This window comes from Streptomyces sp. 11x1 (genome assembly GCF_032598905.1).
GTDB lineage: Bacteria > Actinomycetota > Actinomycetes > Streptomycetales > Streptomycetaceae > Streptomyces.
Window position 1 is genome coordinate 6,736,860 of sequence record NZ_CP122458.1, and the last position, 26,598, is coordinate 6,763,457.

Genomic DNA, 26,598 nt, shown 5'->3' on the forward strand with positions numbered 1-26,598 from the left:
GGCCCCAAATATCGCGGCGGGATGAAATCCCACTCCCGCCGTGTTGGTCACTTGCGGAGACCAGGACGAACGGAGGGCACCGGCGTGGCAGCGCAACAGGGGGGCGACCGAGGTTGGGCGCGCAGACTGGCCGGATACGCCTGGCGCTACCCCAAGGACGTGGTCCTCGCCCTCGGCTCGTCCCTGGCCGGTATGGCCGTGATGGCGCTGGTCCCCCTGATCACCAAGGTGATCATCGATGACGTCATCGGGGACAAGACCCGGGACATGACCCCCTGGGCGGCGGCCCTGATCGGCGCTGCCCTCCTCGTGTACGTCTTCACCTACATCCGCCGCTACTACGGCGGCCGCCTCGCCCTCGACGTCCAGCACGACCTGCGGACCGAGATGTTCGGCACGATCACCGCCCTCGACGGCCGCCGCCAGGACGAGCTGTCCACCGGCCAGGTCGTCGGCCGCGCCACCAGCGACCTCCAGCTGATCCAGGGCCTGCTCTTCATGCTGCCGATGACCATCGGCAACATCCTGCTGTTCCTGATCTCCCTCGTGATCATGGCCTGGCTGTCCGTCCCGCTCACCCTGGTCGCGATCGCCGTCGCCCCCGCACTGTGGTGGATCGCCCGGCGCAGCCGCACCAAGCTGCACCCCGCCACCTGGTACGCCCAGGCCCAGGCCGCCGCCGTCGCGGGCGTGGTCGACGGCGCCGTCAGCGGCGTACGCGTGGTGAAGGGGTTCGGGCAGGAGGAGCAGGAGACCGGCAAGCTCCGGGAGGTCGGACGGAGGCTGTTCGCCGGGCGGCTGCGCACCATCCGGTTCAATTCCCGGTACACCCCCGCCCTCCAGGCCGTCCCCGCCCTCGGCCAGGTCGCCATGCTGGCGCTCGGCGGCTGGCTGGCCGTCCGGGGCCACATCACGCTCGGTACGTTCGTGGCCTTCTCCACGTACCTGGCCCAGCTGGTCGGCCCGGTCCGCATGCTCGCCATGGTCCTCACCGTCGGCCAGCAGGCCCGCGCCGGCACGGAACGCGTCCTGGAGCTGATCGACACCGAGCCGACGCTCGCCGACGGCAGGAAGACGCTCCCCGCCGACGCGCCCGCGACCGTCGAATTCGACGACGTGTCCTTCGGATATGAGGACGCCTCCGGCAAGATCCGCCCCGTCCTCGACGGCCTCAGCTTCGAGATCCGGCCCGGCGAGACCCTCGCCGTCGTCGGCTCCTCCGGCTCCGGCAAGTCGACCGTCTCGCTCCTCCTGCCGCGCTTCTACGACGTGACGCGCGGCGCCGTCCTCATCGGCGGCCACGACGTCCGCGAACTCACCCTCGACTCGCTGCGCGCCGCGATCGGCCTGGTCCCCGAGGACTCCTTCCTCTTCTCCGACACGGTCCGCGCCAACATCGCGTACGGTCGCCCGGACGCCACCGACGAACAGATCCGGACGGCCGCCCGCGCCGCCCAGGCGGACCGTTTCATCGACGAACTGCCCGACGGCTACGCCACCAAGGTCGGCGAGCACGGCCTCACCCTCTCCGGCGGCCAGCGCCAGCGCGTCGCCCTCGCCCGCGCCATCCTCACCGACCCGCGCCTGCTCGTCCTCGACGACGCGACCTCGGCGGTCGACGCCCGCGTGGAGCACGAGATCCACGAGGCGCTCAAGCACGTCATGGAGGGCCGCACCACCCTCCTCATCGCCCACCGCCGCTCCACCCTCGGCCTCGCCGACCGCATCGCCGTCCTCGACGACGGCCGCCTCGCCGACCTGGGCACCCACGAGGAGCTGGAGCGCCGCTCCGCCCTCTACCGCAGGCTGCTCACCGACCCCGACGAACTGGGCGGCGTCTCACCCGGCCACACCCCGCCGACCTCGCTCACCAAGGCCGAGGACACCACCGTCCGCGACTCGATACGGGACGAGCTGGACGCCGAGTTCGACGCCGAGCGCGGCATCACCCCCCGGCTGTGGACGGGCGACCGGGAGCCCCGGGACACCGCGTTCGACGGCACCCCCGCCACCCCCGAACTCCTCGCCCAGGTGGAGGCGCTGCCCCCGGCGACCGACACCCCCGGCATCGACGAGGCCCGCGCGGTCGCACCGGAGGAGTCGTACGGCCTGAAGCGGTTGCTGCGCGGCTTCGGCGCGGCCCTCGCCCTCAGTCTCGCCCTGGTCGCCGTCGACGCGGGCATGGGCCTGCTGCTGCCGGTGCTGATCCGGCACGGCATCGACGACGGCGTCTCCCAGGCGGCCCTCGGCGCGGTCTGGGCCGCGTCCCTGCTCGGGCTGCTCGCGGTCGGCGCCCAGTGGGCGGCGCAGATCGGCGAGATGCGGATGACCGGCCGTACCGGCGAACGCGTCCTCTACTCCCTGCGCCTGAAGATCTTCGCCCAGCTCCAGCGCCTCGGACTCGACTACTACGAGCGGGAGTTGACCGGCCGCATCATGACGCGGATGACGACGGACGTCGACGCCCTCTCGACCTTCCTGCAGACCGGACTGGTCACCGCGTTCGTCTCCGTCGTCACCTTCTTCGGCATCATGGGCGCCCTGCTCGTGATCGACGTACAGCTCGCCCTCGTCGTCTTCGCCACGCTCCCGCCGCTGATCGTCGGCACGGTCTACTTCCGCCGGGCGAGCGTGAAGGCGTACGAGCTGGCCCGCGAGCGGGTGTCCGTGGTCAACGCGGACCTCCAGGAGTCGGTGGCCGGGCTGCGGATCGTGCAGGCGTTCCGGGGCGAGCGCGAGGGCGGCGAGCGGTTCGCGGCCGGCAGCGACAGCTACCGTCGGGCCCGCGTCCACGGCCAGTGGCTGATCTCGGTCTACTTCCCGTTCGTGCAGTTCCTGTCCTCGGCCGCCGCGGCCGCCGTCCTGATCGTCGGCGCCCACCGGGTCGACGCGGGCACCCTCACCACCGGCGCCCTGGTCGCCTACCTCCTCTACATCGACCTCTTCTTCGCCCCCGTCCAGCAGCTCTCCCAGGTCTTCGACGGCTACCAGCAGGCCACCGTCTCCCTGGGCCGCATCCAGGAGCTCCTCCAGGAGCCGACCTCGACGAAGGCGGCCCCCGAACCCCTGGAGGTGCTCTCCCTGCGCGGCGAGATCGCCTTCGAGGACGTCGACTTCGCGTACGGGGGCTCCGGCGAGGAGGAAGCGGCTCTGCGGGGGGTCGCCCTGCGCATCCCCGCCGGACAGACCGTCGCCTTCGTCGGCGAGACCGGCGCCGGCAAGTCCACGCTGGTCAAGCTGGTCGCCCGCTTCTACGACCCCACCGGCGGCCGGGTCACGGTCGACGGCACCGACCTGCGCGACCTCGACCTCACCTCGTACCGGCACCGGCTCGGCGTCGTCCCGCAGGAGGCGTACCTCTTCCAGGGCACGATCCGGGACGCCATCGCCTACGGCCGCCCCGAGGCCACCGACGCGGAGGTGGAGGCCGCCGCCCGTGCCGTAGGCGCCCACGACATGATCGCCACGCTCGACGGCGGCTATCTGCACGGGGTCGCCGAACGCGGCCGCAACCTCTCCGCCGGCCAGCGCCAGCTGATCGCGCTGGCCCGCGCGGAGCTGGTGAACCCCGACATCCTGCTCCTCGACGAGGCGACGGCGGCCCTGGACCTGGCCACCGAGGCGCAGGTCAGCCAGGCCACCGACCGCCTCGCCGGCCGCCGTACGACCCTGGTCGTGGCCCACCGCCTCACCACGGCCGCCCGCGCCGACCGCGTCGTCGTGATGGACCACGGCCGGGTCGCCGAGGACGGCACCCACGACGAACTGCTGGCCCGCGACGGCCGGTACGCCGCCCTCTGGCGCACCTTCGTGGGCGAGCCGGCGCTGCGCTCATAACTGCGGCCATAGGGGACCTTCGGGGTGTTTCGACCCGCGCGCGCAACCGTTCGACTGGGGGCGTGCGTCCGTACATCAGTACGGCCATGTGACGGGAGGGGCAGCGGGTGAGCAGACGGGGGACGTGTCGGCCGACGGCGCTCGTGCTGGCCGTACTGACGATCGCCGGTCTGCTGACCCTGGCGGGCCCGGCGGCCGGCGCGGAGGCCGCCGCGTCGTGCCCCGGGCGCAAGGTGCGGACCCTGACGTTCGACACCGGCACCGTGAAGGTCTACCGCAAGGGCAGCCGCTACGTCTGCGCCGTCCTCGTGCCCAGGAAGCAGGCCGGCAAGGGCACCGTCCGCATCCGGGCCCGGGGCGGCCAGTGGGTCCTCAACAAGAAGCGCCCCGCCGGCCCCGTGACGGTCCACGCCGGCCGCCGCGCCGTACGGATCAAGGCCCGCGCCGGCGGCGAGACCTTCGACTCGGGCTGGATCCTGCGCTGAACATCCCCCGCCGCACAGGGTTTTCCCTATCGCTCCCATCTGCGGCCGAAAGCAGTCCAGTTGGCCCCTTTCTTCCCTGGTGCCCCGGCACTCGCTCCGATAGCTTCCGGCGCACAGCCGCTGCATAGGGGAGAGAACGCATGCGCAAAGCACTCGGATGGGTGCTGTCGTTCGTCGTGCTCATCGGCACGTTGAGCACGGCGGGGACGGCCCACGCCGCGGGGTCGGACGCCGGTGACATCAAGGACCGGCTGCTCGCGATACCGGGGGTGAGCCTGATCGAGGAGAAGCCGTACCCGGGTTACCGCTTCTTCGTCCTGGGCTTCACCCAGCCGGTGGACCACAGGAACCCGAAGAAGGGGACGTTCAAGCAGCGGATCACCGTGCTGCACAAGGACACGGCCCGACCGACGGTCTTCTACACCGGCGGTTACAACGTCTCCACCAACCCCGGCCGCCGTGAACCCACGCAGATCGTGGACGGCAACCAGATCTCCATGGAGTACCGCTTCTTCAACCCGTCCCGGCCCGACCCGGCCGACTGGTCCAAGCTCGACATCTGGCAGGCGGCCAGCGACCAGCACCGGATCTTCAAGGCGCTGAAGAAGATCTACGGCAAGAAGTGGATCTCCACCGGTGGCTCCAAGGGCGGTATGACGGCCACCTACTACGAGCGCTTCTACCCGAAGGACATGGACGGCGTCGTCGCGTACGTCGCCCCCAACGACGTCGTCAACAAGGAGGACTCGGCGTACGACCGGTTCTTCGCCAAGGTCGGCACCAAGGAGTGCCGCGACCGGCTGAACGCCGTGCAGCGCGAGGCCCTCGTCCGTCGTGAGCCGCTGGAGAAGAAGTACGCGGAGGTCGCCGCCGCCGAGGGCTTCACCTTCCAGACGGTCGGCAGCCTCGACAAGGCGTACGAGGCGGTCGTCCTCGACTACGTCTGGGGCTTCTGGCAGTACAGCACACTCGCCGACTGCGACAGCGACGTCATCCCGAAGGACGCCAAGAAGGCCACGGACGACGAGATCTGGACGTCGATCGACACGATCTCCGGCTTCTCCTTCTACGCCGACCAGGGCCTCGCGCCGTACACGCCGTACTTCTACCAGGCCGGTACGCAGCTGGGCGCGCCCACGATCAAGTTCCCGCACATCGAGAAGAAGTACATCCGCTACGGCTACCAGCCGCCCCGGAACTTCGTCCCCCGGGACATCAAGATGAAGTTCCAGCCGAAGGCGATGCGGGACGTCGACACCTGGGTCCGCAACAACGCCAAGCAGATGCTCTTCGTCTACGGGCAGAACGACCCGTGGGGCGCCGAGCCGTTCCACCTGGGCAAGAAGGCCCGTGACTCGTACGTGCTCACGGCCCCCGGCGCCAACCACGGCGCCAACGTCGCCGGTCTCGTCGAGGCGCAGAAGGACCTGGCCACGGCCCGGATCCTGAAGTGGGCGGGTGTCGCCCCGGCCGCCGTCCAGGCGGACCCGAGCAAGGCGAAGCCGCTGGCGAAGTTCGACTCCAAGCTCGACAAGCGTGACGTCGAGCGGGAGCCCGCGCTGAGGCCGTAGCGCGCCAAGCGCCTGAGCGTCACAGTGAGCCGAGCCCCGGAGCCGCCGAACAGCGGCACCGGGGCTCGACCCCTGTCACACCGGCACCGCGCACCCCACCGGTCGGCTGCCGCCCAGCCGTACGTACAGGTCGGTCGTGGCCGGACACCGTGCCTCACTGTCGACGGCCGTGGTCACCTCGTACTCCGGAGCGTGCTTGCCCCCGCCGTCGCAGGCGGTCTCACGGACCTCGCCCCGCCCGGCGCCGTAGACGCAGTCGCCGACGATGGTGCGGGGGCCGCCCCCGCCGCCGGGATCGCCCGGATGCGGCGGCTGGAGCTTGCGCATACAGGCGTAGCCCTGCGGGACGGAACCGTCGCCGTCCTCGTCGTAGCCGTTGCGGTCGTCGGCGGACTCGCTGATGTGGAGGACGAAGTCGGTGGTCGGCGGGCACAACGGCCCCTGCCCGACCCGGCCGTCGTGCCGGGCCACGACCCGGGCGGCGGCCCGCTCGCTCGCACAGGGCACCTCGCTGAAGCTGGTCGTCCCGAACGAACTGCACTCGTCCACCCCGAGGAACACCGTCCCGTACCCGGCCGGCCGGGTCGGCGCGGCCGTCGCGGTCGCGGCCGCCCGCTCCCCGGACTCCTCGCCGACCCCGCCCGACCAGGCCTGACACCCGGCGAGCGCCGCGACGGCGAGCAGGACGGCGACCGCGAGCACCCCTGTGCACACCTGTCGAACGAGACACACACGCCGCATGAACACCCCCCGATGAACCCCCGTCCAGCGTGACCCCGTGCCGAGGGCCACGTCAGACATACCGTGTGCTTTGCGCCACTTGGGGGTGGTGCGCGAGGTGTGCGGCGTAGGCCCCGTACGTCAGGAGCTTTACACCAGGGTCCGTAGTCAGGGTCCGTGGCCGGATCCGTACGTCAGGCCGGTCCGTACGTCAGGCCGTGTCCGATCAGGTACAGCACCTCCGCCGGCTTGTCGGCCCGCTGCACCGGCACCGGCAGCTTCCCGCGCGGCGCCACCTGCCCGGCCAGCACGCGCGCGGCCGCCCGGACCTCGACGTCCGTCCAGGAGTACGAGGCCAAGTAGCCCTTCACGTCCCGCAGTTGGGCCACGTCGTACGGGTTGCGGATCGCGACCGCCACCATCGGCACCCCGGTGGCCAGCAGCCGTGCGACCAGGGTCCGCTGGGTACTGTCCGCCGTCACGTTGTACGTCCCCACGACCACGGCGTCCTTGCCCCGGGCCGCCGCCACGGCCTGGTCGACGAGGGCCGGGGTGGGGGCCGTACCGGTGGACAGGCTGGTGGCCGAGAAGCCCAGCGAGGTGAGTTCGGCGGCGAGGACGGCCGTGGGCGGTCCCGTGGTGCCCGACGGGGAGGCCGGGTCGGCGCCCACCACCAGCACATTGCGGTGCGTACGCCGGGACAGCGGCAGCAGCGAGCCCTCGTTGACCAGGAGCGTGGTGGTCCGTTCCGCGATCCGGTCGGCGGCGTCGAGATGCCGCCGGATCCCCACGACCCGGTCGACCCCGGCCTCACTCACGTACGGCCGCTCGAACAGCCCGAGCTTCGCCTTGAGCCGCAGGATCCGCAGGATCGACTCGTCGAGCCGAGCCTCGGTCAACTCGCCGGAGCGTACGGCGGCCAGGACCGCGTTCCACGCCACGTCGATCGAGGGTGGGTTGAGGAGCTGGTCAACGCCCGCCTTCAGCGCCAGCACCGGCACCTGGTCGTCCCCGTACTTCTCCCGTACGCCCTGCATGCCGAGCGAGTCGGTGACCACGACCCCGTCGTAGCCCAGCTGCTCGCGCAGGATGCCGGTGAGGATCGGGCGGGAGAGGGTGGCCGGGTCGCCGGTGGGGTCCAGCGCGGGGACCATGATGTGCGCGGTCATGATCGAGTCGATGCCGGCGCGGATCCCGGCCCGGAACGGCGGGGCGTCCAGGGCCGTCCACTGCTCCCGGGTGTGCTCGATCACCGGGAAGCCGTAGTGACTGTCGACGGCCGTGTCCCCGTGACCCGGGAAGTGCTTGGCGGTCGCCGCGACCCCCGCCCCCTGGTACCCCTGCACCTGCGCGGCGACCAGCCCCGCGACCGCCTGCGGGTCGGCGCCGAAGGAGCGGACGCCGATGACGGGGTTGGCCGGGTTGACGTTCACGTCGGCGACCGGGGCGTAGTCCTGCCGGATGCCGAGCGCCCGCAGCTCGGCCCCGCCGACGCGTCCGGCCTCGCGGGCGTCCGTGCGGGAGCCGCCCGCGCCGAGGGCCATCGCACCCGGCAGCAGGGTGGCGGGCCTGCCGACGCGGGCCACGATGCCGTGTTCCTGGTCGGTGGAGACGAGGACGGGCAGGCCCCGGGGGAGGGCGAGGGAGGCACGCTGGATGCCGTTGGAGAGGGCGGCGATCTGGTGCGGGTCGCGGGTGTTGTGCGCCCAGGAGAAGTAGATGATCCCGCCGACCCGGTACTTCGCCAGCAGCTCGGCGGCCGTGCGCACGCCCAGTTCCTGGAGGTTGGCATCGATGTCGGCCGGGTCCGGTGAGGTCGCCGAGTGCCCGTACACCCGCATCACGAAGAGCTGGCCGACCTTCTCCTCCAGGCTCATGCGCGCGATGAGAGCGCGGAGTCTCTTGTCGGGGCGGTGGGGGGAGGCGGCCTGTGCGTCGGTGCCGAGGGCCAGGGCCGAGGTGACGCCTGCGGTGGCGGCGAGAACGGTACGTCTGGAGGGCACGTGCGTCGCTCCTTCCGGAGATCCGGAGGACTGAAGGAAACTTCCAAGGTGTCACGATTATCCGGGAAGTTTCTTCCGGTCAAGGGAACGCGACGCGGGCGGGTGGCGGGGACTGAGGGGCCGTCACCGGCGCTGTGGAGGGGGCGCGCCGGTGACGGCGTGCGGCCGGCCGCAGGCGGCGGAGAGGGTTGGTCAGCGTTCGCAGCCAGCAGCGAGGCCGACACCGCACTGCGGAGACTCATCCGGCGGCATGGGGGTTGGACGGGGCGGGGTGGGTTCGGGTTCCCGGGGAGGGGGCGATTTCGGAAGTTGGTGCGGGTGGGGTGGGTGGGGTGCCTCATAGCTCTGGGGGTGCGGTTCGGTGGGCGGGTGCGACTCCGGTGGGGCTTCTCGCGCAGTTCCCCGCGCCCCTGAAGGACCAGGCCCTGCGGGCCTGGAAGACGACGGGGCGGGGGAGAAGGGGACCTTCGCGGCCCTGCCGCTACGCTCCGGGGCATGACCGCCCCCGAACCCACCATCGTCGCGACCTCGGGCGGCCACCGCATCGGTGACCGCACCCGGGTGACCTTCCATTCGCTCGTGCACCACGCCGTGGAACTGTCGGGGGTGAACGGGCGGCGGCCGAAGGTCATGTACGTCGGTACGGCGGTCGGGGACTCCGAGCACATGACCGCGCGCATGAGCGAGGCCGCGCGGGTCGCGGGCTTCGATCTGACCCCGCTCGCGCTCTTCCCGATGCCCAACATCGAGGACATCGAGTCGGCGGTCCTGGAACAGGACGTCGTGTGGGTCATGGGCGGCTCGGTCGCCAACCTGCTGGCCGTCTGGCGCGTCCACGGCCTCGACCGGATACTCCGCCGCGCCTGGCGGTCGGGCGTCGTCCTGAGCGGCGTCAGCGCGGGCTCCATCTGCTGGTTCCGGGGCGGGACGACGGACTCCTTCGGCCCCCGACTCCGCCCGGTGACGGACGCGTTGGCGTACCTGCCGTACGGCAACGGCGTGCACTACGACAGCGACGAGGGGCGGCGGCCCCTGGTGCACCGCCTCGTCGCCGACGGCACGCTGCCGGAGACCCATTGCACGGACGACGGGGTCGGGCTCGTCTACCGGGGCACACGCCTGGTGGAGGCGGTCGCCGAACTCCCCGACAAGGGGGCGTACATGGTCCACCGCGACGGCGACACGGTGGTGGAGGAACGAGTCACGCCGCGGCTCCTGCCCGAGCCGCGTCGGTCGTAGCAGCACGTCGAGGAAGGGAGTGCCCAGCGGTGTCGGGTTCTCGTGAGGAAGAAGTTCTGGCCCGGATTGCCGGGGGCCTCGTCTACACCGAGTCCGAGGCGGCCTTCCAGGCGTCCCGACGGCGTACGGATCAGATCTTCGCGTACAACCAGACCCCACCGGGTGAGGCGGAGCGGCGTCGCGCGCTGCTCGTCGAGATCTTCGGGTCGATCGGTGAGCGCACGGTGCTGCTGCCGCCGTTCCACGCGGGCTTCGGCAGCAACGTGCACATCGGCGACGACTTCTTCGGGAACGTGAACCTGACGTTCGTCGACGACGTGGACATCCGCATAGGCAACGATGTCATGATCGCGCCCAGCGTGACGCTGACGACGACGGGGCACCCCGTGCACCCCTCGCGCCGCGCCGACTTCGGACGCTTCTCGGAGCCGATCGTGATCGAGGACAAGGTCTGGATCGGCAGCAATGCGGTCGTCCTGCCCGGCGTCCGGATCGGCTACGGCTCGGTCATCGGCGCCGGCAGCGTCGTCAGCCGTGACATTCCGCCGATGACCGTCGCGCTGGGTACACCGTGCCGGGTGGTCCGCGCCATCACGGACGAGGACCTCACCACCCGGTCATGAAACTGCCTCACCACTCCCGTACCCGGCGCCCCGCGCCCTGCGGCTGCTCCCGGGGGCGGCGGGGCTGGGGTTCGAAGAGGGACGCGGGGGCGGAGTCGTCGGGGTGCTGGAGGGGAACGTCCGGGCGGTCGGCCCGCCAGGACTGCCGGGGGTGCCGGGATTCCCGGGGCTCCGGCCGCTCGCGTTCCCGTTCCCGCTGCCGGCCGGCCGACCGGTCCCACTCGCCCTCGCCCAGCACGAGCAGCGGGTCGAACATCACGACGACGCCCGCGAGGAGCAGGAAGATGACCGGCCCGATGAGCATGGGCAGGAGGATCGACGTGGGTGATTCGCCGGTGAACGTGCCGCCGGTCGTGCCGTGGAGGTGCACCCCGACCGCGGCCATCCCGGTGTAGTGCATGCCGGACACGGCGACCCCCATCACCAGGCTGGCCCCCAGGCTGGTCAGGAAGCCCCGGATCGACACGGCCGCCCAGAGCGCGGCGGTCGCGGCGACGATGGCGATGCCCACGGAGAGGGCGACGACGGCGATGTCGTACTGGATGTAGCCGTTCAACTGGATGGCGGCCATGCCCAGGTAGTGCATGGCAGCCACGCCGAGGCCCGTGACGGATCCCGCCGTGCAGAGGGTGGACCTGCTGACGCCGCGGTAGCCCACGGCGAACACCCCGATGCCGACGACGGTGATGGCGACGGCGAGGCTGAGCACCGTCAGTCCGACGTCGTAGTGGATGGGGCTCTCCTTCACCCGGAAGCCGACCATCGCGATGAAGTGCATCGTCCAGATGCCGCAGCCGATGCTCGCGGCCCCCAGGGCCAGCCAACCGGGCTTCCAGGAGCGCTCGTTGTAGACCGACCTGACCACACAGCGCAGTCCGAGCGCGGCGCCCAGGCAGGCCATGACATAGGCGGCCACCGGGGTGGCCGCACCGTAGCTGAAACCGTCGACCGTGCCTTGCATATGCCAAATTCCCCCGATACATGGCCAGTTGCGCAGTGGCTGGTTGCGGGAGGCAAGTCTGCTGCAAGCGCGTACCGGAGCGCTCTGTTTTCCAAGAGTTACTGTCGGTATCTGCTCGGCGGGTGATCGGCTTTGGGTGACTCGATACTGATTCGCGGTCAAAATCCGCGACGTACATGGCCTGAGCTTGATTTTTCAAGCTCAGGCCATGGCTTGACGGCGGGTGGTCGGTGTTACGCCGCGTCGTTGAGGAGCCGCCCGAGGTGCTCCCGTCCCGCCGCAAGGAGTTCCGGCAGCGGCGCGGCCGCCTCGTACCACCGCTTCTCGTACTCCCAGCAGAGCCAGCCGTCCCACTCCTTGCGGGAGAGGAGCTCGACGCACTCGCCGAGCGGGAGCACGCCCGCGCCGAGCGGGAGCGGGGTGGTGTCGTCGGCGGAGGCGATGTCCTTGACCTGGACGTAGCCGAGGGAGGGGGAGAGGGCGGCGTAGGACTCGGCGGGCTGTTCGCCGCCGAGCCAGGTGTGCATCACGTCCCAGAGCGAGCCGACGCTGCCGTGGCCGACCGGACCGAGCACCCGGATGGCGTCGGCGCCGGTGCGGTGCGAGTCGTGGGTCTCCAGCAGGACGCGTACGCCCCGGTCGGCGGCGTCCTCGGCCGCCGTGCCGAGCCGCCGTGCGGCGATCGCGTCGGCCTCCTCCACGCTCTGACCGCCGGCCAGGTCGGCGCCGGGGAAGACACGGACGAACGGGGCGCCCAGGTCCCGGGCCAGGTCGAGGAGGGCGCGGATCTCGTCCAGCACGGGACCGTCCTCGCCGGGCGCGGCGACCCGCGCGTAACCGGCGACCCCGAGGATCTCCACGCCCGCCGCCTTGAACTCGGCCACCACCTCGGCCCGCTCGCCGGCCCCGATGCCCGGATGCACCGGCTCCTCGGGATGGGCACGCAGTTCGACACCGTGATAGCCGTGCGTCGCGGCGAGCCGCACGACGTCGGCGATGGGAAGACCGGGAACACCGAGGGTGGAAAACGCGAGTTTCATGCCTTCGCACCGTACACGCCGGCCGGTACGGTGCGGCACCCCGCCGGGGGTGGGCGGGCCGAGGGGCGCCGTACGGCGGACACCGCTGTCGCGCGGGCGGTGGGCGCGCAGGTGTTCGGCGCCGGCCGAACTGCCGCCGGGCCCGACGCATTCAGGGGCGCGAGGGACTGCGCGAGAGGCCCCCGCACGCACTCACGCGGTGTGGCCCGCATGCCCGGCCGCCTCAGATGTCCCGCCGCTCCAGCGGCTTCGTCGCCGGGCCCTGGACGATGCGGCCCTCGGTGTCGAAGCGGGAGCCGTGGCAGGGGCACTCCCAGGCGCGTTCGGCGCGGTTGAAGCCGGCCAGGCAGCCCATGTGCGTACAGCGGGCGGAGACGGCGTGGAGCGACTGCGCCTGCTCCGCGACCCGCACCGCCCCCGCGACCGGGAACGGCAGTCCCGTCTCCGTCACGAACTCGGCCGGCAGCCCGGCCTCCCGAGCCGCCTCCGCCTCGGCCCGCAGCTCCGCGACGCCCCCCTCGTCCTCGGCGTACGTGTAGGACGCCGCGTCCTCCCAGTCGCAGGCGATCCCCAGCTCCTCCACCACCTCGGCGGCGTGCCGGATCGCCTCGGTCTGCGACCGCGCGTACAGCGCGGCGGCCTCCGCGCCCCGGGTCCGCCGCAGCCGGTCGTAGATCAGCGTGTGCTGGGCGGTCACCTTGGCGGTCGTGTGCCCGGTGACGCCGGCGGCGACCCGGTCCGCCTCCAGCAGGGCCACCCGCCGCCCCCGCCGCGCCAGCTCCCACGCCGTACTGATCCCCGCGATCCCCGCCCCCACCACCGCCACGTCGACGACCAGCTCCCCGTCCAACGCCGGGTACGCGCCTTCCTGCGGGGCGCTCTCGATCCAGTACGACTTCTGCTCCGGCTGCTGCTTGTGCTGCATGACTCGGGGGCCCTTCAGTCGGACGGCGGCTGGGTACGGCGCTGGTCGTCGGCGGAGGCTGCGGAGTCTGCGGTGGGGTCGGTGCCGGTGGGGGCGGTGCCCTTGGTGGGCCCGCGTTCAGCGGCGGCGGTCCGGCGCCGGTGGCTGGTGTCGCACCACGGGTAGATACGGCTGCGGCAGCAGGTGCACAGGGCCACGCAGAAGCGGTCGGACGACACGGTCTTCCCGTCCTCCAGCGTGACCTCGACCGGCCCTTCGACGAGAAGCGGACCGGGACCACGCTGCAGGGTGACGCGGCGGCGTCCGGCGGGAACGTTCGACACGGATGATCACCAACTCTTCCTTCTCACGGACACTCCCGGAGACCCGCCCGTCGACCGCCGTACCGCCGTACCGTCGACCGTCGTGCCATCGACGTGGCCCTCCGCCCCCTGGGGGGCATGATCCGTCCTCCTCAGACCGGTGTACGAAGTGACGACCGGCCCGCTCGCCACGCTCCGAGGAGACGGTCGGCCAGGGCGTCCTCCAGGTGGCTGGTGGCGTCGACGCCGAAGGCGACGTCGGCGTCCAGCTGTGGCTCCTCCTCCAGCAGCCCGGCGACGACCTCCCGCCGTACGACCTGCTCGTGCACGGCGTCGGCCTCGACATGCTCGTCGTAGAAGTGCTCGGCGGCGGCGCCGGCCCCCGTCCGCCGCATGGCGCCAGCGAGCCGGCGGGAGCCGGGGGAGGAGGTGATCTCGACCGTCGCGAAGTGGCCCACCAGGGCGCCGCGCAGGGCCCGGTGCAGGCCGAAGAGGGACATCAGGTTCACCAGGGCGAGCGCCTCGGCCCCGGCGGCGTCCACATAGCGGCCGTACGTCGGGTCGAGCCCGAGATCGGTCATGAGGTCGGCGAAGAGGCGTGCGTGCACGCGTTCGGCGCGGCCCCCGCCGAACTCGTCGAACTCGACGGCGGCCATGCCCGCCTTGGCCCGCCCCCACAGCCGGGGCAGCACCCAGGCGTGCGGGTCGGCCTCCTTGAGGTGGTACAGCGACCGCTGCGCCGCGTACTCGCGCACCTGCCACAGTTCGCCCTCGTCCTGGAGGAAGTCGCCGACCCCGCCGCCGTCGCCGCCCGCCGGTTCCACGAGCAGCTCGTCCAGGGCTTCCCGGGCACTCACGTGCCGGGTGGCCCGGTCGCGCAGGCTTTCGAGGAACGGCCACTCCAGGGCCGCCCGGCAGCGCAGCAGCTCCGGGTCCCATTCGAGGTCGGCGTCGACGTCGGCGAAGCCTCGGTAGTGCAGTTCGTAGCAGAGGTAGAGGGCGAGCTGGAGGTCGTCGCCGAAGGGGTCGGCCCCGGCGATCTCCCGGCTCCCGGGCGGCGCCCCCTCGCCCCGCAGGAACCGCGTGACGGCAGCCGAGACCGCCCCCCTGCTCTCCGGCAACACCGGCCCTGCCACCTGGGTCTCCATGCGCGCCGAGTACCCGCGAACCACGAGCTACTCACCGGCAGCCCGAGCGAAGGGGGCTCCCCTCGGAGGGGAGCCCCCTTCCACACCCGCCCCGCGACCAAGGCCGACGACCCAGGGACCGGAGCCTCCGGGGCACGGGTGTGGCAGAACCAGGCACTGGCCGCAGGCCGCAGGCCAGGGGCGTTGGCCCAGGGCCCGGTGCGACCGGCTGTCGGCCGAGAACCGTAGGTCGGCGATGCCCACCGGTCGCTGGCCACGGGCCGTAGTCCAGGGGCGCTGCCCAGGGGCGTTGGCCCAGGGCTGATGCCGACCGGCCGTCGGCCAAGGGGCGCAGCCCATGGGCGATGCCCGCCGTCCACCGGCCACCGGAGGCCAGGGGCCGCAGGCCGCGGGGCGTGCCCGCGGGCCGCGGCCTCGCACCGGTTCCGCCGGTCGCGCTCGGGCGGCGGTGTCAGATGCCGGCGCGTCCCGCCGGGCGCTGCGACTCGCGCGTGCGCTCCTGCACGCGCTCCTGCGCCTTGCCCTTCATCTTCTTCGCCTCGCCGCGGGCCTGCTGCATCTTGCCCTCGGCCTGCTGGGCGCGGTCGCCGGTGACCTTCCCGGTCATCTCCTTGGCCTTGCCCTTGATCTTGTCCATGTTGCCCTTGTTCTTGGCAGCCATGGTTTCCTCCTTGGTGGGGGGTGACTTTCCCGCCCAACGTACGACCGTCCGGTGACGCTCGCGCGTCGAAGCGTCACGTTCCGTGAAACCCCGTGCTCAGCCGAACCCCATGCGCTCGACTTCTCTCAGCTGCGCGGCGCCGACGCGGCCGTCCTCCAGGGACATCAGCCACGGCGCCCCGGGGAACTGCGCGAGAACCCCCACCGACCCGCACCGGACCGCGAGCCCCTGCCGGGGTACGTTCCGGTCTTTCAGGGGCGTGGGGAACTGCGCGAAAGCCCCCACCGAAGCCGCGCCCGCCCACGACCTTGCGGAGGTACGGTCCGCCCTCTCAGGGGCGCGGGGAACTGCGCGAGAACCCCCACCGACCCCGCACCCGAACAGCGAACCCGGCCGAGGCGCAGGCACCCAACCAACCCCCAACCCCCACCCCCCGGCGGAGCCCCCGTCACCCCTCCCGAGGCACCCCACTCGACCCCCGCACCATCAACTCCCCCCGAACCGTGGCGATCCCACCCGGCGGCGGCTCCTCGCGCCCCATCGCGATCCGCCCGGCCCGGGCCCCCGCGTCCGACAGCGGCAACCGCACCGTCGTCAGCGCCGGCACCGCGTCGATGCTGAACGGCAGGTCGTCGAACCCGGCCACGGACACGTCGTCCGGGATCCGCAGCCCGGAGTCCCGCAGCGCCGCACAAGCCCCCAGCGCCACCGTGTCGTTGGCGGCGACCACGGCCGTCAGCGAGGGGTCCCGGCGCAACAGCTCCAGCGTCGCCTCGTACCCGGAGAGCCGGTCGTAGCGGCCGTACACGGTCCACCGGGGATCGTCCTCGATCCCGGCGGCGGCCAGCGCCGCCCGGTGCCCCTCCAGCCGGTGCCGTGTCGTCGTCCGCTCCTCCGGCCCGGCGATGTACCCGAGCCGCCGGTGCCCCAGCCCGATCAGGTGCTCGGTCAGCAGCTGACCGCCGCCCCGGTTGTCGAAGGTGATCGCGATGGCCTCCGGTGCCGGCGGCCGCCCGCACAGCACCACCCGCGTCCCGGCCTCCGCCAGCTTCCGCAGCTTGTTGCCGACGGCGGCCAGATGCGCCGGGTCCTCGATGGCCCCGCCGGTCAGCACCACGGCAGCAGCCCGCTGCCGCTGCAGCAGCGTGAGGTAGGTCAGCTCGCGCTCCGGGGAGCCGCCCGTGTTGCACACCACACCCAGCCGCTCCCCGCCCGCGCGCCCGCCCGGCCCGCCGATCTCGGACTGGATGGCCGCGGCCATGATCCCGAAGAAGGGGTCGGCGATGTCGTTCACCAGGATGCCGACCAGGTCGGAGGTGGCGGCGGCGAGCGCGCTGGCGGGACCGTTGAGGACGTAGTCCAGCTCGTCGACGGCCTTGAGCACCCGCTCGCGCGTGGACGCGGCCACTGGATAGTTCCCGTTGAGCACCCGGGAGACGGTCGCCGGCGACACCTGCGCACGGGCCGCCACGTCCGCCAGGGTCACAGTCATCGTTTTCTCGTCCTCCGGTGCGCGTCTCGTTCGGGCTGTCGGGGAACCATACGACCGCGATCGCCGTTCGCCCCCTCGAACAACTCGACCCCCTCGCGGTCTTGTCCGGACCGCTGCTCAGAGGCTAGCTTCTTATCGAATAGAAAGCGCTTGCTGTGACGCTCACCCTTTCGTCGGGCGTACGCGGCGCCCGACGCGTACGCACAAACGAACGCACACCAACGAAGGGACCGGCCGTGACACGCAAAACCGTTCGGATCGCCATGAACGGCGTGACGGGGCGCATGGGCTACCGCCAGCACCTCGTCCGCTCGATTCTCGCCATCCGCGAGCAGGGCGGTCTCGACCTCGGCGACGGCACCGTGCTGTGGCCGGAGCCGATCCTCGTCGGCCGCCGCGAGCACGCGCTCAAGGCGCTCGCCGAGCAGCACGGCCTGGACCCGGCGAACATCTCCACCGACGTCGACGCGGTCCTCGCGGACCCGACCGTCGAGATCTACTTCGACGCCCAGGTCACCTCGGCCCGCGAAGAGGCGATCAAGAAGGCGATCGCGGCGGGCAAGCACATCTACACCGAGAAGCCGACCGCCACCGGTCTCGACGGCGCCCTGGAGCTGGCCCGGCTCGCGAACGCCGCCGGCATCAAGCACGGCGTCGTCCAGGACAAGCTGTTCCTCCCGGGCCTGCTGAAGCTCAAGCGCCTCATCGACGGCGGCTTCTTCGGCCGCATCCTCTCCATCCGGGGCGAGTTCGGCTACTGGGTCTTCGAGGGCGACTGGCAGGAGGCCCAGCGTCCCTCCTGGAACTACCGCGCGGAGGACGGCGGCGGCATCGTCATCGACATGTTCCCGCACTGGGAGTACGTCCTGCATGAGCTGTTCGGCCGCGTGAAGTCCGTGCAGGCGCTCACCGCCACGCACATCCCGCAGCGCTGGGACGAGCAGGACAAGCCCTACGACGCCACGGCCGACGACGCCGCGTACGGCATCTTCGAGCTGGACGGCGGCGCGATCGCCCAGATCAACTCCTCCTGGGCCGTCCGCGTCAACCGCGACGAGCTGGTGGAGTTCCAGGTCGACGGCACCGAGGGTTCGGCGGTGGCCGGTCTGCGCAACTGCCGCGTCCAGCACCGCTCCGCCACCCCCAAGCCGGTGTGGAACCCCGACATCCCCGCCACCTACTCCTTCCGCGACCAGTGGCAGGAGGTGCCGGACAACGCCGAGTTCGACAACGGCTTCAAGGCGCAGTGGGAGCTGTTCTTCAAGCACGTCTACGCCGACGCGCCCTACCACTGGGACCTGCTGGCCGGCGCGCGCGGCGTCCAGCTCGCCGAGCTGGGCCTGAAGTCCTCCGCCGAGGGCGTCCGTCTCGACGTACCGGAGATCCAGCTGTGACGATCCGACTCCCCGGGGCCACAGGGCAGTTGCGGGCCTACACCCCGCGCACCGAGCCCCTGGCGGTGTCCCCCGGCACCCCGCTCACCTCCCGGACGGTCTTCTCGGCGGCGCACGTCGTCGCGGACCCCTTCGCGGACGTGTCCCCGGACTCGCCCGCCGCCGTCGACTGGGACGCCACCCTCGCCTTCCGCCGCCACCTGTGGTCGCACGGCCTGGGCGTCGCCGAGGCGATGGACACCGCGCAGCGCGGCATGGGCCTCGACTGGGCGGGCGCGGCGGAGCTGATCCGCCGCAGCGCGGCGGAGGCTCGGAGCGTGGGCGGCCGCATCGCGTGCGGCGTCGGCACGGACCAGCTCACGGGCCCCGCCTCCCTGCCGGACATCCGCAAGGCGTACGAGGAGCAGCTGGCGCTCGTCGAGGAGTCGGGTGCCCAGGCGATCCTGATGGCCTCGCGCGCGCTGGCCGCCGCCGCGCGGGGCCCCGAGGACTACCTGGAGGTCTACGGCCACCTGCTGCGCCAGGCCGCCGAGCCGGTCGTCCTGCACTGGCTCGGCCCCATGTTCGACCCGGCCCTCGACGGCTACTGGGGCTCGTCGGACCTGGACGCGGCGACGGAGACCTTCCTCGCCGTGATCGCCGCGCACCCCGACAAGGTCGACGGCATCAAGGTCTCCCTGCTGGACGCCCAGCGGGAGATCGACATCCGGCGTCGGCTCCCGCAGGGCGTCCGCTGCTACACGGGTGACGACTTCAACTACCCCGAGCTGATCGCCGGCGACGAGAAGGGCTTCAGCCACGCGCTGCTCGGCATCTTCGACCCGCTGGGCCCGCTGGCGGCCGAGGCGGTCCGCGTCCTGGACACGGGCGACGTGCAGGGCTTCCGGAACCTCATGGACCCGACCGTCGAGCTGTCCCGCCACCTCTTCCAGACCCCCACCCGCTTCTACAAGACGGGTGTCGTCTTCCTGGCGTGGCTGGCCGGCCACCAGTCGCACTTCACGATGGTCGGCGGCCTCCAGTCGGCCCGCTCCCTCCCGCACTTCGCCCGCGCCTACGAACTCGCTGACGGCCTGGGCCTGTTCCCGGACCCGGCGCTGGCGGAGACCCGGATGAAGAACCTGCTCTCCCTGTACGGAGTGGCCCAGTGAGCACCAGTACCAGTACGAGTCCCAGTACCGGACTTGAGCGTTTCTCCATCAACCAGATGACCGTCAAGCAGCTGTCGATCCCCGAACTGGTCAATGGTTGTGGGGAGTTGGGCATCCCGGGTGTGGGCCTCTGGCGTGAGCCGGTGGCCGAGCACGGCCTGGAGGCGACGGCCAAGCTGGTCCGCGACGCGGGTCTGTCGGTCACCACCCTCTGCCGGGGCGGCTTCTTCACGGCGATCGGCCCGGCCGAACGGTCGGCGGCGCTGGCTGACAACCGCAAGGCGATCGACGAGGCGGCAACGCTCGGCACGGACACCCTGGTCCTGGTCTCGGGCGGCCTCCCGGAGGGTTCGAAGGACCTGCACGGCGCCCGGGAGCGCATCGCGGACGCGCTGGCGGAGCTGGGCCCGTACGCGGCGGAGCACGGGGTGAGGTTGGCCATCGAACCCCTCCACCCCATGTTCGCCTCGGACCGCTGCGTGGTGTCGACGCTCTCGCAGGCGCTGGACATCGCGGAACGTTTCCCGGCGGAGCAGGTGGGCGTGACCGTGGACACCTACCACATCTGGTGGGACGACACGGCCCCGGCCGCGATCGCCCGCGCGGGCGCCGCCGGCCGCATCCACACCTTCCAACTCGCCGACTGGATCACCCCGTTGCCCCATGGCGTCCTGACCGGCCGGGGTCAGATCGGCGACGGCGCGATCGACATGCGCGAGTGGAAGTCCTACGTCGAGGCGGCGGGCTACACGGGCCCCATCGAGGTGGAGCTGTTCAACGACGAGCTGTGGGCGGGCGACGGCCGGGAGCTGCTCGCGCAGACGGCACAGCGGTTCGTGGAGCACGCGGCCTGACACCCGGGCGGCGAGCCGGGTGGTAGGTCGGCGCCCGGCTCGCCGCCGACGAACGTGGGCGTATACGTCACGTATACTCGCTGTATGTCCGACGTCATGATCCGTGTGCCCGCCGAAGTCCGTGACCAGCTCGCCGCCGTGGCCGAGGCCCGGGGGACGAGTCTTCGCGCCCTCATGCAGGACATAGCCGCTCAGACACTGACACCCGAGCAGATCAGGGAACGCGCCGACCGCACCCGGGCCCTGCTCGCCGAACGCTTCGGGCACGAGGTGTCCAAGGAGGAGTCGGCGGAGATGCGGCGCAAGATGCGGGAGGCCACGGCTGCCCACAGGGCCGCCCTCGCGCAGGTGGAGCCGTCACCTTGAGCCAGATCGAACACTATGTCCTCGACGCGCCCACCCTCGTGGCGCTGGGCGGTGACAAGCAGGTCTCCGGCCTCATCCACGCGGCGGCGGCGAGCGACGACGTACGTCTGTGGGTGCCCGTCCTGTGTCTGCTGGAGGCCGAGCGCCGTCGTCCGGGCATGGTCGACCACGTGGGTGTCCTGGTCGACGTGCTGTCCGTGATCGACGACGACTACGCCATGGCCGTGACGGTGGCCGAACTGGGACGAGCGGGGGTCAGCCAGGACGCCTCGGCCGCCGTTCACGCCGCGAAGCCGAACCAGATGATTCCGGCGGGGGCGTTGATCGCCACAGTGGAGCCGCACGCGTACGACGGACTCGGTGTCGGGGTCATGGACCTGAGACGCTGACCGGCGGATGTGGTGGCGCATCATGCAGGCGGGTGGGCCCGGTCCGGCCCCCGGGACGCCCGCTCCCGCACCCGGTACCCCGTCGGCGACACCCCGTACGCCCACCGGAACGCCCGCGTGAAGTCGGAGGGGCGGGGCATCCCCCAGCGGGCGGCGATGGTGTGGACGGGCGTGGCGGCGAGGGCCGGGTCCGCCAGGTCGCGGCGGGCGCCTTCGAGGCGTTGGGCGCGGATCCAGGCCGCGACCGTCTCCCCGGGGCTGTCCTGCTGGAACAGCCGGTGCAGATAGCTCAGCGAGATGTGGTGCGCCGCCGCTATCACCGGCGGCGTCAGCTCCGGGTCGTGCAGGTTCTGCCGGACGAACGCCCGTATCCGGGTGGTCAGCGCCCGCCCCCGAGCACCAGCGACAGGTGGTACATCTCCGGGTCGGACTGCCGCACCAGCTTTCGGTGCGCCGGAACCCCGTCGCCAGATGCGCCGTCGCCCACCAGCACCGGCCCCAGTTCCATCAGCCGCTGCCGCGCCCAGAAGTCGTCCGCGAACTCGCTGCTCATGAGGCTGGGCGGGATCGCCCGGTGCATCAACTCGCACCAGGAGTCGAACCGGTGCTTCACCGGCACGTCGTCGCTCCGGAACTCCGTTCCGATCGTGCGGGGCCGACTCCCGGTCGAGTCAAGGGCGCAGCCCCCGGTTCAGCTCGTCGGCGCGCATGCCCGCATCCTGGCACAGCGCCCCACGAGCGGGTCCGGTTCACCTCCGGGTGCACCTGCGAAGCCCGTCCCGCGCACCCTCTACGGTGGCCCGCATGACCGACGACAGCTTCTGGACCCTCCCGCCCGACCGAGTGGTGCGCGGATCCATGGGCCACTGCGACATCACCGTCCTGCTCCCGCCGTTCGACGTGGACGCGCTCACGCTGCCCGTCAACGACCCGGTCCGGGCAGCCGAGTTCGCCGCCTCCCTCGGCACCGTCGACGAGGTGTTGGAGGAGATCGGGCCCCGGCCCGTCATCGAAGTGCCGCCCTATACGGACACCCGGGCCGACCTGGACATCGTGCACGCCGGCGCGTGGGGCCACGTCCTCGGCTTCAGCGGCCCGGCACTGGCCGACAACGGCAACGACACCCCCGTCCTGCGCGAGGCCCGCCGCCTGCGGGAGCGCCATCCCGAGGCCCGTATCGTCGGCCGCGCCCACTTCCACGGGGGCGCGGACCACACCGAGGACCTCGTCTGGCTGCCGGACGGGGCCCTGTTCCACGCCACCGGCTGGCCCGGGGACGATCCGTTCGAGGTGACGGGCGACCCGGCCGTGATCGCCGCCGCCCTCGGCATCCCCGCCGAGACGCTGGAGGAACTCGGCCTGGACGAGGAGGACCCGGCCGACATCGAATGGTCCGGCTTCGCCGCCCTGGCCCTGGGCAAGGCCGACCCCTGGGGCAAGAAGCACCTGGGGATCACGGCCTTCCGCGTACGGCACAGCGAGTCCGCCACGTCCAGGATGGAAGAGCTGTACTTCGTCGACGGTCAGTAGTCGGGGCCCTGCGGCAGTCCGGTCCTGTAAGAGTGTTGTGTGGCAGCTGTGATGCCCGGTGTATTCACCCGATGCACCGGGCGGATGCCCCTGACGAGGCACCTCTTGCCGGACCACAACGTCCGGTGAAGTCAACTCCCCACCCTTCGCTCACAATTGACGCTCCGCTGACAACATCATCAACGCCGTCAACGCCAACAAACCCCTGATTACGCCGACTTCGGGTCCTATGGTGAGCCCCGGCGCGTACACGTCACGGGGGCCTCGCGCGCCACCCACACCCCCTCAGTGCCCCCCACAACGAGGGAAGACGTCATCTTTAATCGAGCTCTCCAGATGCCCAGACGGTGGCGGCTCACTGCGCGTTTCACGGCCGCCGCGGGTCTGGCCGCTGCCGTCACCCTGACCGGCCTGCCCGGCATACCCGTCGACACCGCCTCCGCCGGTCCGGCGGTGTCGGCCAAACTCAAGCCCGGCTGGGACAAGCGCGACCGCCGCTGCGACGTCCGCAACAAGCTGCCTGCCGCCGGCAGCACTCCGGCGAACTCCGGCTTCCCCAACAGCCCGCTCGGCAACTTCCACAAGGCCGACGACCTTCCGAGGAACTACGAGTTCGACCTTCCCGGCCTGGCGTACGACGGGCTTCAGGCCCCCACGGCGGCCGAGGAGGAGAAGGCCCTCTCCAAGGTCCCGGGGGACACGGAGAAGAACGTCACTGCCTGGCGGAAGATCGCCGACGCCTCCGGCAAGCCCGCCGACCGGGCGATGGAGATCTACGCCCGCTGGCTGAACACCGGCAAGAAGCGGCCCTTCAAGACGTGGTTCGACAAGGTCTACATCCGCAACCAGACCAACGTGAACAAGGGCGCCGGGTTCGAGCGCCAGCTCGTGCGGGACTACAAGCTCGTCGGCCCCGACTGGTTGTGTGAGGTCTACGTCGAGCTCTTCGACGCCAATGGCGACAAGGTCGGCGAGCGCCGCTACGACGCCTACAACAAGCGAACCAAGGAGTTCAACGAGTTCAAGTCGAACTCCAAGCCGAGGGCGGACCAGATCGCCAAGGACCGGGTCGTCGCCCGCTCCATGCCTGACCACACCTTCCGCTTCACCGGCGCGAAGAAGTTCACCACCGGCCAGCAGGGGCTGGTAGACGACTTCAACCGCGAACTCGAACGCGAGCGGGGCAAGCCCAACCAGGTACGCGGCAACCAGCGCATCTACAACCCGGTCGGTAGGACCACTCCCATCAAGGGGTACTCCGACCACCAGCGCTGGTTCGCCCCCGGCTGCCAGACAGGCGGCGGCGCGCAGACCATGGTCGCCTCCGCCAACAGCTGCGGCACCCGGGGCCCGGCCAACCAGCGGGCCCTGCAATCAGGCCGCACACCCGCGGAGGCCAAGCAGATCCAGGCCGAGGCCCGCCGCCTCGACACCCGCGGCACCCTCCCCAGGGGAGGCCCCGGCGGCATCGACTTCACCAGCCTCGAACTGCGCTACGTCGGTGGCCTGGGCAAGGGCAAGGGCATGCAGTACAGCATGCGCGCCGACCAGATGCCCGACCCGGACAACAACCCCGGCTGGGGCGGCGAGGCCAAGATGCAGCTCGCCTCCGACGCCATGTTCACCTGGCTCGCGCTCACGCCGGACAAGTTCTGGGTGAACCTCAACCCGGACGAGCCCGACCGCGTCATGGACTCCAAGTTCGCTTCCACCGACGCCGGGCGCATCCTGCTCGAAGCCGACCTGCAGATGAAGCACGACTTCTACAAGGCCATGGACCCCGAGACCGACCTCGGCAGGCGGTACTGGGCGGCCCTGCCCAAGCAGAACGGCAACCCGTGCATGCCGGGCCTGCGCAACTGGATCGAGCCCAAGCCCGCGCAGGTGCGCGAGCAGGACGGCGGCATCTACATCCTCGACGCCCCCCTCGCGCTGAAGTCGACCGCGCAGGAGACCGTCACCGAGGGGCCGGGCGAGCCGATCTGCGACCCGAACGACGCCGAGATCGCCGCCGCCCAGGCGGTCATCGACTCGATGATCGTCCCCGAGGTCGAGAAGCAGATCAACACGGCCCCGCAGTACGCCGACCTGCGCCGCGTCTACACCTCACGGGTCGCCGCCGAGTACATCCGGCAGCAGGACGCGAAGAACCCGACCGACTTCCGGTCGATCATCAACAGCGACGACGTCAAGGCGTGGCCGCTGCGCGAGCCCCACCAGAACTGGGACAAGGACGAGCTGTTCCGCAAGTACCGGAAGATCTACACCGAGGGCGAGTTCACGTACGACGTGGACACCGCGCAGGGCGTCCGGGTCTACATCGTCGGCGGCGTGGACTTCTCCAAGCAGCCCAAGCGGAACATCACCCGCACGCAGTTCAACGTCGAGAACCGGGACCTCGACAACACCACCGTCAACTCCCGGAAGTCCGACGACACGTCCTACCGGGACACCGACACGCTCTATCTCGGCGGCGGCAAGGTGACCGGCTCCGGTGGTGGTGACACCCCCGAGCCGCCGCCGACCCAGGACCCCGACCCGACTCCGACCGACAAGCCCACCGACCCGGGCAAGCCGGACCCGACGCCGTCACAGGACCCGGGCCCAGGCGACACCGGCGACAAGCCGAAGCCCCCGGGCGGCGACCTCGCCGACACCGGCTCGGACACCCCGGTGGGCCTCTTCGCGGCGCTCGCGGCAGCGCTGGCCGCCGTGGGCGGCGGGCTGGTGTGGTGGATGCGCCGGCGCGGGATCAGCCCCGGGAGGCGTACGGGATGAAGTCGGCCCAGGCCCCGGGGGAGAGGGTGAGCTGAGGCCCGGCCACGTTCTTTGAATCGCGGACGTGGACGGCGGAGGGGGCGGCGGCTACTTCTACACAGTCGCCGTCCCCGCTGCTGCTGTGGCTGGACTTGGACCAGGCAACCTCGACGCAGTCACCGGAGCCGCCGCTGCTGTAGCTGCTCTTGAACCATGCCAGTTCGGTGGTGCTCATAGGTCCCCTCGCATCCGCTGCAACAGGCTCTTGGAGTCTGTGAGAGTGAGAGCCTGTGAGCGCATCCTGGCATACCGCATCTGCAGCATGCTGACCACTTTGCGGTCAGGGATGCTGGGCGCTTTCCTGCCCCTCGCAGTAGGCGAGGTGGCGATTTTCTGGTGTTTCCAGTAGTTGCATGGGGCCGTCGAGGCCGGAGTGAGTCTCCTGCATCTGCGGCATGATCTGAATCTCGACGTTCCGCAACTCGCCAAGTTCCAGTACGTGATCAATGAGTTCCCTCGTGATCTCCGCCCCGCCCGTTCGCCGAAGGAACACGCCCTCCTCCAGGATGAACCCGAACGCCGTGTTCGGTCGCTCCCTCAGCAGCCGCTGTCGTTCCGACCGCGCCGCCCACTGCGCCTCGATCTGCTCGTCCCCCAGCGGCGGCAGCTGGTTCCTGAACAACGTTCGGGCGTAGCCCTCCGTCTGCAACAGCCCAGGAATGAGGCGGCACTCGTACGTATAGAGCACGATCGCGCCCGCCTCCAACCGCGCCCACTTCCGGAACCAAGCCGCCAACCCAGGCTGGCGTCCCAGATGCTGAGCCGCCGCAAGCAGTGCACCCGTACCGCCCAGCGCCCGATCCACCCCCTCCACGAACGCCGCGTCCGGCATCCTCCTCCCCAGCTCCACCGAGGCCACCATGTGCTTGGAGTAGCCGATGACCTCGGCCAACTCCTCCCGGCTGAGCCCCGCGTGCTCCCGCAACGCCTGGACCATCGCCCCGAAGGTCCGCAGACTGTCGGACGACTCCGGCTCGCCGCCCCCGGCAACTCCGCCGATCCCCACCACGCCGCCGCTGTCGGCCGCCATCGGCCACCTCCCGCGCACCCGCCCACCGGACCACACCGTTCAACGCTCATGATTACGGCA

General features: G+C 71.3%; 22 protein-coding genes and 3 pseudogenes. 12 read left to right on the forward strand and 13 right to left on the reverse strand.

What is annotated here, in order from left to right; translation table 11 throughout:
* Positions 1-84: 84 nt before the first annotated feature.
* The 3 genes from P8T65_RS29635 (at position 85) to P8T65_RS29645 (ending at position 5,893) form a co-directional block, all read left to right on the forward strand.
* Entirely contained in the window at positions 85-3,837 is a 3,753-nt protein-coding gene (locus P8T65_RS29635; RefSeq protein ID WP_316728233.1) for an ABC transporter ATP-binding protein, read from the forward strand.
* Between the two features lie 107 nt (positions 3,838-3,944).
* The gene (locus P8T65_RS29640) at positions 3,945-4,322 is read left to right on the forward strand and encodes a hypothetical protein (RefSeq protein ID WP_316728234.1); all 378 of its coding nucleotides are present in this window, start codon (positions 3,945-3,947) and stop codon (positions 4,320-4,322) included.
* A gap of 140 nt (positions 4,323-4,462) precedes the next feature.
* Positions 4,463-5,893, forward strand: coding sequence for a S28 family serine protease (locus tag P8T65_RS29645; RefSeq protein WP_316728235.1), 1,431 nt, complete (start codon positions 4,463-4,465; stop codon positions 5,891-5,893).
* Between the two features lie 75 nt (positions 5,894-5,968).
* On the opposite strand, the gene P8T65_RS29650 is transcribed toward P8T65_RS29645, so the two are convergent.
* Together P8T65_RS29650 and P8T65_RS29655 are read right to left on the reverse strand one after the other, a co-directional pair.
* Positions 5,969-6,634, reverse strand: coding sequence for a hypothetical protein (locus tag P8T65_RS29650; protein ID WP_399100721.1), 666 nt, complete (start codon positions 6,632-6,634; stop codon positions 5,969-5,971).
* A 173-nt stretch (positions 6,635-6,807) separates the two neighbouring features.
* Positions 6,808-8,616 carry a glycoside hydrolase family 3 protein gene (locus P8T65_RS29655; RefSeq protein ID WP_316728237.1) on the reverse strand — a complete coding sequence of 603 codons (1,809 nt, stop codon included), beginning with the start codon at positions 8,614-8,616 and terminating at the stop codon, positions 6,808-6,810.
* 495 nt (positions 8,617-9,111) lie between these two features.
* Between P8T65_RS29655 and P8T65_RS29660 the strand changes: the two genes are divergently transcribed.
* Together P8T65_RS29660 and P8T65_RS29665 are read left to right on the forward strand one after the other, a co-directional pair.
* Entirely contained in the window at positions 9,112-9,855 is a 744-nt protein-coding gene (locus P8T65_RS29660; protein WP_316728238.1) for a peptidase E, read from the forward strand.
* Between the two features lie 29 nt (positions 9,856-9,884).
* Positions 9,885-10,478, forward strand: a complete 594-nt coding sequence (locus P8T65_RS29665) for a sugar O-acetyltransferase (RefSeq protein ID WP_316728239.1) — start codon at positions 9,885-9,887, stop codon at positions 10,476-10,478.
* Between the two features lie 7 nt (positions 10,479-10,485).
* On the opposite strand, the gene P8T65_RS29670 is transcribed toward P8T65_RS29665, so the two are convergent.
* The 8 genes and pseudogenes from P8T65_RS29670 to P8T65_RS29700 form a co-directional block, all read right to left on the reverse strand.
* A complete protein-coding gene (locus P8T65_RS29670) occupies positions 10,486-11,439 on the reverse strand; it encodes an MHYT domain-containing protein (protein ID WP_316728240.1) in 954 nt (317 codons plus the stop codon).
* Between the two features lie 233 nt (positions 11,440-11,672).
* Positions 11,673-12,479 carry a sugar phosphate isomerase/epimerase family protein gene (locus P8T65_RS29675; protein ID WP_316728241.1) on the reverse strand — a complete coding sequence of 269 codons (807 nt, stop codon included), beginning with the start codon at positions 12,477-12,479 and terminating at the stop codon, positions 11,673-11,675.
* Positions 12,480-12,702: 223 nt separating this feature from the next.
* Entirely contained in the window at positions 12,703-12,891 is a 189-nt protein-coding gene (locus P8T65_RS47400; RefSeq protein ID WP_399103258.1) for a Rieske 2Fe-2S domain-containing protein, read from the reverse strand.
* Positions 12,868-13,404 (reverse strand): annotated as a pseudogene (locus P8T65_RS29680) (FAD-dependent oxidoreductase); the annotation flags it as partial. The pseudogene P8T65_RS29680 and the gene P8T65_RS47400, both read right to left, overlap by 24 nt.
* A 14-nt stretch (positions 13,405-13,418) precedes the next feature.
* A complete protein-coding gene (locus P8T65_RS29685) occupies positions 13,419-13,727 on the reverse strand; it encodes a CDGSH iron-sulfur domain-containing protein (protein ID WP_316728243.1) in 309 nt (102 codons plus the stop codon).
* 131 nt (positions 13,728-13,858) lie between these two features.
* The gene (locus P8T65_RS29690; protein WP_316728244.1) at positions 13,859-14,854 is read right to left on the reverse strand and encodes an iron-containing redox enzyme family protein; all 996 of its coding nucleotides are present in this window, start codon (positions 14,852-14,854) and stop codon (positions 13,859-13,861) included.
* Positions 14,855-15,305: 451 nt separating this feature from the next.
* Positions 15,306-15,515, reverse strand: coding sequence for a CsbD family protein (locus tag P8T65_RS29695; protein WP_316728245.1), 210 nt, complete (start codon positions 15,513-15,515; stop codon positions 15,306-15,308).
* A 448-nt stretch (positions 15,516-15,963) separates the two neighbouring features.
* The gene (locus P8T65_RS29700) at positions 15,964-17,007 is read right to left on the reverse strand and encodes a LacI family DNA-binding transcriptional regulator (protein ID WP_316728246.1); all 1,044 of its coding nucleotides are present in this window, start codon (positions 17,005-17,007) and stop codon (positions 15,964-15,966) included.
* 236 nt (positions 17,008-17,243) lie between these two features.
* Here P8T65_RS29700 and P8T65_RS29705 point away from each other — a divergent pair, with 236 nt between their 5' ends.
* The 5 genes from P8T65_RS29705 to P8T65_RS29725 all read left to right on the forward strand — a co-directional run bounded on the left by P8T65_RS29705 (position 17,244) and on the right by P8T65_RS29725 (position 21,161).
* On the forward strand, positions 17,244-18,401 hold the full coding sequence (locus P8T65_RS29705) for a Gfo/Idh/MocA family oxidoreductase (RefSeq protein WP_316728247.1): 1,158 nt from the start codon (positions 17,244-17,246) through the stop codon (positions 18,399-18,401).
* Positions 18,398-19,552, forward strand: coding sequence for a dihydrodipicolinate synthase family protein (locus tag P8T65_RS29710; protein ID WP_316728248.1), 1,155 nt, complete (start codon positions 18,398-18,400; stop codon positions 19,550-19,552). The genes P8T65_RS29705 and P8T65_RS29710 overlap by 4 nt, the downstream gene beginning before the upstream one ends.
* Positions 19,553-19,608: 56 nt before the next feature.
* Positions 19,609-20,406 (forward strand): sugar phosphate isomerase/epimerase family protein, encoded by a 798-nt coding sequence (locus P8T65_RS29715; RefSeq protein ID WP_316731782.1) that lies wholly within the window; start codon positions 19,609-19,611, stop codon positions 20,404-20,406.
* 84 nt (positions 20,407-20,490) lie between these two features.
* Positions 20,491-20,772 carry an Arc family DNA-binding protein gene (locus P8T65_RS29720; protein ID WP_316728249.1) on the forward strand — a complete coding sequence of 94 codons (282 nt, stop codon included), beginning with the start codon at positions 20,491-20,493 and terminating at the stop codon, positions 20,770-20,772.
* Positions 20,769-21,161, forward strand: a complete 393-nt coding sequence (locus P8T65_RS29725) for a hypothetical protein (RefSeq protein WP_316728250.1) — start codon at positions 20,769-20,771, stop codon at positions 21,159-21,161. The genes P8T65_RS29720 and P8T65_RS29725 overlap by 4 nt, the downstream gene beginning before the upstream one ends.
* Before the next feature lie 20 nt (positions 21,162-21,181).
* Here P8T65_RS29725 and P8T65_RS47405 read toward each other — a convergent pair.
* A pseudogene (locus P8T65_RS47405) lies at positions 21,182-21,741 on the reverse strand (helix-turn-helix transcriptional regulator).
* A gap of 224 nt (positions 21,742-21,965) precedes the next feature.
* Here P8T65_RS47405 and P8T65_RS29740 point away from each other — a divergent pair.
* Both P8T65_RS29740 and P8T65_RS29745 read left to right on the forward strand, forming a co-directional pair.
* Entirely contained in the window at positions 21,966-22,691 is a 726-nt protein-coding gene (locus P8T65_RS29740) for a DUF6333 family protein (RefSeq protein ID WP_316728253.1), read from the forward strand.
* Positions 22,692-23,027: 336 nt separating this feature from the next.
* Positions 23,028-25,469: a hypothetical protein gene (locus tag P8T65_RS29745; RefSeq protein WP_316728254.1), complete on the forward strand. Its 2,442-nt coding sequence runs from the start codon at positions 23,028-23,030 to the stop codon at positions 25,467-25,469.
* On the opposite strand, the gene P8T65_RS29750 is transcribed toward P8T65_RS29745, so the two are convergent.
* Together P8T65_RS29750 and P8T65_RS29755 are read right to left on the reverse strand one after the other, a co-directional pair.
* Complete coding sequence (locus tag P8T65_RS29750; RefSeq protein WP_316728255.1) at positions 25,444-25,683, reverse strand: DUF397 domain-containing protein; 240 nt, start codon at positions 25,681-25,683, stop codon at positions 25,444-25,446. The genes P8T65_RS29745 and P8T65_RS29750 overlap by 26 nt on opposite strands.
* A pseudogene (locus tag P8T65_RS29755) lies at positions 25,680-26,538 on the reverse strand (helix-turn-helix domain-containing protein). The gene P8T65_RS29750 and the pseudogene P8T65_RS29755 overlap by 4 nt, the downstream one beginning before the upstream one ends.
* Positions 26,539-26,598 lie beyond the last annotated feature (60 nt).